The organism is Luteitalea sp. (assembly GCF_022842525.1).
Lineage (GTDB): Bacteria > Acidobacteriota > Vicinamibacteria > Vicinamibacterales > Vicinamibacteraceae > Luteitalea.
In genome coordinates this window covers 1-5876 of record NZ_JALHPM010000279.1, presented here as the reverse complement: position 1 = coordinate 5876, position 5876 = coordinate 1, and the positions used below count along the sequence as shown (strand labels likewise).

Here is a 5876-nt window from a genome sequence, read left to right as displayed (position 1 = left end):
TCATGCACGACCAGGGGTTCCGGTCGCTAGAAGACAATGACATGCGCCGCCGGCCCGTCGCCGAGCAGGAGCGGATTGGCGCAGAGCTGAAGCGCTTGGGGATGCGCATGGGGGTCTTCGTGCTCAATCCCGAGACCGCGTGGACCATGACATTCGCCGCAGGTGACCCCGCGTTCCGCGCCTCCTTCCTGAAAGACGTGGATGCGTCGATCGAAGTGGCGAAACGGGTGGGCGCGAAGTGGACCACGGTCGTCATGGGCACCGTGGCGCCTAAGCTGGAGCCGGAATACCAAACGGCCAACGCCGTGGAGATCCTGCGAGCTGCCGCCGAACGACTCGAACCGCATGGACTCGTCATGGTGCTCGAGCCGCTCAATCGACGCGACCATCCCAATCTCTTCCTCACCCGTATTCCGCAGGCCTACCAGATCTGCCGAGCGGTCAACTCCTCGGCATGCAAGATCTTGTTTGACATCTATCACCAGCAAATCACCGAAGGCAACCTGATTCCCAACTTCGATCAGGCATGGTCTGAGGTGGCCTACGTGCAGGTGGGAGACAATCCTGGTCGCAAAGAGCCGGGCACCGGTGAGATCAACTATGCCAATGTGTTCTCACACATCAAGCGGAAGGGTTTCACCGGCGTGGTGGGCATGGAGCATGGCAATGCGCGTCCCGGTGTCGATGGCGAAAAGGCGGTGATCGCAGCGTATCGAAGCGTCGATCCACGATAGCGCCGCCTGGTAGCCCGCCAGTGCCCGCGAGCGCCGACCCTCGTCCTCGATTGAGCCAGCCGAAGCTGGCGGCGATTCGGTCTGGCCCGCAGGTTTCTGTGAGCGACAACATCTATTAACAGGGCATGCAGGACCTCCTCCTCCCACAGTTGCAGCGTGCACTCGGCGAAGGCGTCACCATCGAGCGGGAACTCGGTGGCGGCGGCATGTCGCGCGTCTTCCTCGCTACCGAGGTTGCATTTCAGCGGCACATTGTCATCAAGGTGCTGGCCGCGGAGTTGACCGGTTCGATCAGCGCCGAGCGCTTCAAGCGGGAGATTCAAGTCGCAGCGCGCCTACAGCATCCCAACGTGGTTCCTTTGCTAGGGACGGGAGAGGCAGAGGGTGTTCCGTATTATACGATGCCCTATGTCGAGGGCGAGTCCCTTCGTCATCGGCTGACGCGGGAGCGTGAGCTCCCGATCGCCGATGGCATACGCCTGATCCGTGAGCTTGCTGAGGCGCTTGTTTGCGCGCACGACCAGGGGATCGTTCACCGCGACATCAAACCCGAGAATCTCCTGCTCTCCGGGGGCCACCTTCAGGTCACCGACTTCGGTATCGCCAAGGCACTCGGGGTCGCGAGTGCTGCCGGGACCAATGGGCTGACCTCCACTGGTGTTTCCATCGGCACGCTCGGATACATGGCGCCGGAGCAGGCAGTCGGTGACCCGGCTGCCGACCACCGGGTCGACATCTATGCGCTTGGGGTGGTGGCCTACGAGATTCTTGCAGGTCAGCGCCTCTTCGGTGATCGTCCGCCAGCGAGCCTGATGGCGGCGCACGCCATCGAGGTCCCCCGGCCCATCGCCGAGCTGCGGCCCAGCGTTCCGGTGTCGCTGGCCCAACTCGTCATGTCATGCCTGGCCAAGCGTCCGGCCGACCGACCACAGACGGCGCGGGAGTTGCTGGAAGCGCTCGACAGTTTGTCACTCCCTCGCGTGGGGACGGATGCTGGCTCGGTCGCCATCGCCCCGAGTCAGTCGGGGAGCACCTTGGCCGGGTACTTCATTCTGGTCGCCGCGTCCATTCTGCTGACGTGGCTGATGCAGAGGGTCGTTGGGCTACCCGAGTGGGTGCTCCCGGCGGTGGCCGGGGCCGCGTTCATCGTGACGCCTGTGGTCAGTGTCTGGCAGCGTCGGCGCCAGAACACGCTGAACGCCTCCGTACCTTCTGCAGAACGCGCCCGCGTCGCATGGCGAAGCGGCCTTCGCGCAGGCGGGCTTGCCGTGGGCGCCATCGGACTAGCCACCGCACTGTACGTTGGTTCGCGCTTGTCCGGTGTAGGCCCGGCAGCGACGCTGCTCTCCTCGGGAGCGTTGCGCGAATCTGACCGCTTGTTGGTCACTGACCTTGACGCTCCACCCGCGGACTCGACCGCCGCGCGCGCGCTTACCGAGGCGCTCCGGGTCGACCTCGCCGATTCCCGAATCGTCGGAGTCACCTCACGTGCGGACATCGATCGCACGTTGGAGCAGATGCAGCTTCCGGTGACGACTCGACTCACGGGTGACGTCGCTCGCGACCTGGCCTCACGGCGAGGGATTGCGGCTGTGGTCTCGGGGGCCATCACGCCGGTGGGGAGTGGGTATCTCATCGGCGTCCAACTGCGGACCGCTTCCGGGGAGGAACTCGCAGCACTCACCGAACCTGTCACTTCGGCCGACGATCTCGTTGATGGCATTGGTCGTGTCGCACGAGCCCTCCGTGCGCGGATCGGCGAGTCCTTGAAGTCCCTGGGGGCGGCGCGGCCACTGGAAGCGGTCACAACCAGGTCACTGCGCGCCTTGGAGCTTTACACTCGCGCGCAAGACCTTGTCCGTGCGGGCCGCGTGGACCAGAGCCCGGAGACGATTCGCCTCCTTCGAGAGGCGGTGCGCGCCGACTCGACCTTCGTGATGGCGCAGCGACGCCTCGGCATTGCACTCCGTAACACGGGGCGATTCACCGAGGCCCTGGCCGCTCTTCGTGCCGCTGAGCGCCACACCGACCGCGCGTCTGCCGTCGAGCGCCTCACGACCGAGGCAACACTCGCCGAGGTCCTCCACGATTACCCGGCGTCGACCGCAGCGGCCGAACGGGTCTTGCAGTTGGACCCGGACAACGAGTGGGTCTACGGTGAGTTGTACCGGAACTACAACATGCTGGGTCGTGCCACCGAGGCGGAATCGATGGCTGTCCGGTCAGCACGACGCTTCGGCAATCGCTTCGGTGCATCAAACGCACTGCTGTTTCAGGGTCGCGCAACCGAGGTCGTGGAGTGGGCCAGGCGGGACATCAGCACCCTGCAGCAAGGCGATTCTGTCGACAGGCGGCGCCGCCAGTCTGATCTCGGTCGCGCGTGGCACAGCGTCGGAGCGCTTGACTCAGCGGATCGATACCTCGCCACATCAGGTTCCACGATCAACCTGTTCCGCACGCGGGCGATGCGGGGACGGCTTGGTGACGCGTGGATGGCGATTGGCGGACGCGCCCAGGTAGCAGCGAGCGACAACGCCGCGTATGGTGCCGTCGCCGAGGCCCTGGCGACCAACAGCCCCATTGCGCCAGCCGCGGCGGCGCAGTGGGCCAGGGATTCGAGCTGGGTGAGCCAGGGGCCGGATCGCAGTATCTGGCCCATCATGGCGCTGGCCCTCTCAGGGGCTGGCGACGCGGCTGACACGGCACTCCGTGCGCTGATCAAAACGACTACCCCGGACGTACGCATCGCCCGCCGGCATCAGCTGGAGATGGCGAGCGGAGTCGTCGCACTCGCACGCAGGCGACCAACCGAGGCGATACCCTACTTTCAGCGGGGAGAACAGTACGCGCTGCACGGCTTTTACGACCACTGCAAAGTGTGCAGCCTCCCGTGGCTGGCGCGCGCCTACGATGCGGCCAACCTTCCGGACTCGGCGATTGCCGTTGGCGAACGTTTCCTCGCAACGCCCGATGCTTTTCGGATGGCCGCAGACGGCGCGTGGCGGGCAAACACGTTGCGGCGACTTGGTGATTTGTACGCTGCTCGCGGGGACACGGCGAAGGCCGTGGCGCGGTACGGCGCCTTTCTCGACTTGTGGGACAAGGCAGATGCCGAGCTGCAGCCGCAAGTTGCTGAGGTACGACGAGCGACGCGTGCGCTTGGTGCCGATGCGGCGCGGCCACGAAGCGTTCGCCCCTGATCGCGGGCCCAACGCGTCAGCCGTACCAGCTTGGCCGCGAACGCGGCCAGCGACTTAGCCCCAAACGCGCCGAGGAAGAACAACACGTTTTCCGGCTTCCCGTCGGCGGCGACCGCGGCGCCCAAGGTGGCCGCAAGCACTCGGGGCGGTGCGTGGTGGCTGAGGCAGTCGCTGAGGCGTATGTTCCCGCCGACTCCCTACCCCTGGTGAGCTCGTGGACATCCTGGCGCAACTGAACGAAGTACTCGCCGATCGTTACGAGGTCCTGCGTGAGGTCGGTGCCGGGGGGATGGCGACCGTCTACCTCGCGCGCGACGTCAAACACGGCCGGCAGGTCGCGCTCAAGGTGCTCAAGCCCGAGTTGGGCGCGGTCCTCGGCGTCGAGCGCTTTCTCGCCGAGATCAGGGTCACAGCGAACCTGCAGCACCCGAACCTCCTGCCGCTGTTCGACAGTGGCGAGGCCCACGGGTTGCTGTTCTACGTGATGCCTTTTGTGGAGGGTGAGACGCTGCGCGCGCGGCTCGACCGCGAGAAGCAGCTCCCCATGGAAGAGGCGGTGCGTATCACGGTAGCCATTGCCGGGGCGTTGGAGTACGCGCATGGCCACAACGTCATTCATCGCGACCTCAAGCCGGAGAACATCCTGCTGCAGGCCGGACAGCCGGTGATTGCCGATTTCGGCATCGCGCTGGCAGTGAGCAATGCCGGCGGCGCGCGGGTAACGCAGACGGGGCTCTCGCTCGGCACGCCGCAGTACATGAGTCCCGAGCAGGCGACCGGCGACCGGAACGTGGACGGCCGCACCGACATCTACTCGTTAGGTGCGATGACCTACGAGATGATCACCGGGGAGCTGCCGCATGCGGGATCGACGGCGCAGGCGATCATCGCGCGGCTGATGACGGAGGAGGTGCGCCCCCTTTCGGTGCTTCGGCGCTCCGTGCCGCCGCAGATCGACGCCGCGGTGCGGAAAGCGCTCGAGAAGCTGCCGGCGGACCGCTACGAGAGCGCCAAAGCGTACGCCGCCGCGCTCACGGACAGCAGACCGATGACTACGGCTGCCGTGCCGAACGCGCCGACGGTGCCGAGCCGCCGCCGATCGCCACTCACGATGGCCCTCGGTGGAGCGCTCGCGGTCACGATGGCTCTATTGGCCTGGGCCCTAACGAGGTCTGCGCCGGCGTCGCGCACCAACGGGGTCACCCGATTTTCGATGCGGGTGGGAGAGACGGAGCAGCGCTACCTTGGGAACAGCGGTGAGACAGTCTATGGCGTTCCTGTCATCCCCGCGTTGGCCCTGTCACCGAATGCGGCGTTGTTGGCCTACGCCGCGTGGACGCCTTCGGGTGACAGCACGGTGTCGAGTCTCTTCATCCGGCGCTTTGACGAGGAACGGGCCACGGCCATTCCCGGCACGGAGGGGGCGGCCGGACCCTTCTTCTCTCCTGACGGGGAGTGGGTCGGATTCTCTGCCAACGGTTTCCTGAAGCGGGTGCGCGTGACGGGCGGCGCGCCTGAAGTCATCGCGTCACATCCCGTGGTCTCCTCCGCATCCTGGGGTGACGACGGGAGCATTCTCTACGTCGCTTATCTCGTGCAAGCGCCGGGGCTCTACCGTGTGCCATCGACCGGTGGAACGCCGCAGCTGGTGCTTCCGCGAGATACGACCCTGGTAAACGGAGCACTGGTCCACGCCCAGATGCTGCCCGGCAGCCGCGTCGCCCTGCTTGGCTTCACGACGATTGATCCCGGCCGTAGCCGCATTGCGAAGCTGGATCTTACGTCGGGAGCGCTGACACCCCTGCTGACCAACGCGCAGCATCCGGTTTATGCCGCGTCCGGGCACTTGCTGTTCATGCGCAACGGGACGCTGATGGCGGTCGCATTCGACCCCGATCGCGCGGTGGTTCGTGGCGAGCCGGTCGCCGCGCTGAACGAAGTC

3 protein-coding genes are annotated in these 5876 nt (G+C 65.9%); all 3 read left to right on the top strand.

Annotation, left to right across the window (positions count from 1 at the left end):
* Positions 1-734, top strand: a 734-nt coding sequence (locus Q0C41_RS29165) for a TIM barrel protein (RefSeq protein ID WP_291990157.1), incomplete at its 5' end; no start/stop codon positions are given.
* Positions 735-859: 125 nt separating this feature from the next.
* A complete protein-coding gene (locus Q0C41_RS29160; protein ID WP_291990155.1) occupies positions 860-3934 on the top strand; it encodes a serine/threonine-protein kinase in 3075 nt (1024 codons plus the stop codon).
* A gap of 214 nt (positions 3935-4148) precedes the next feature.
* The coding region (locus Q0C41_RS29155) for a protein kinase (RefSeq protein ID WP_291990152.1) at positions 4149-5876 on the top strand (1728 nt) is incomplete at its 3' end.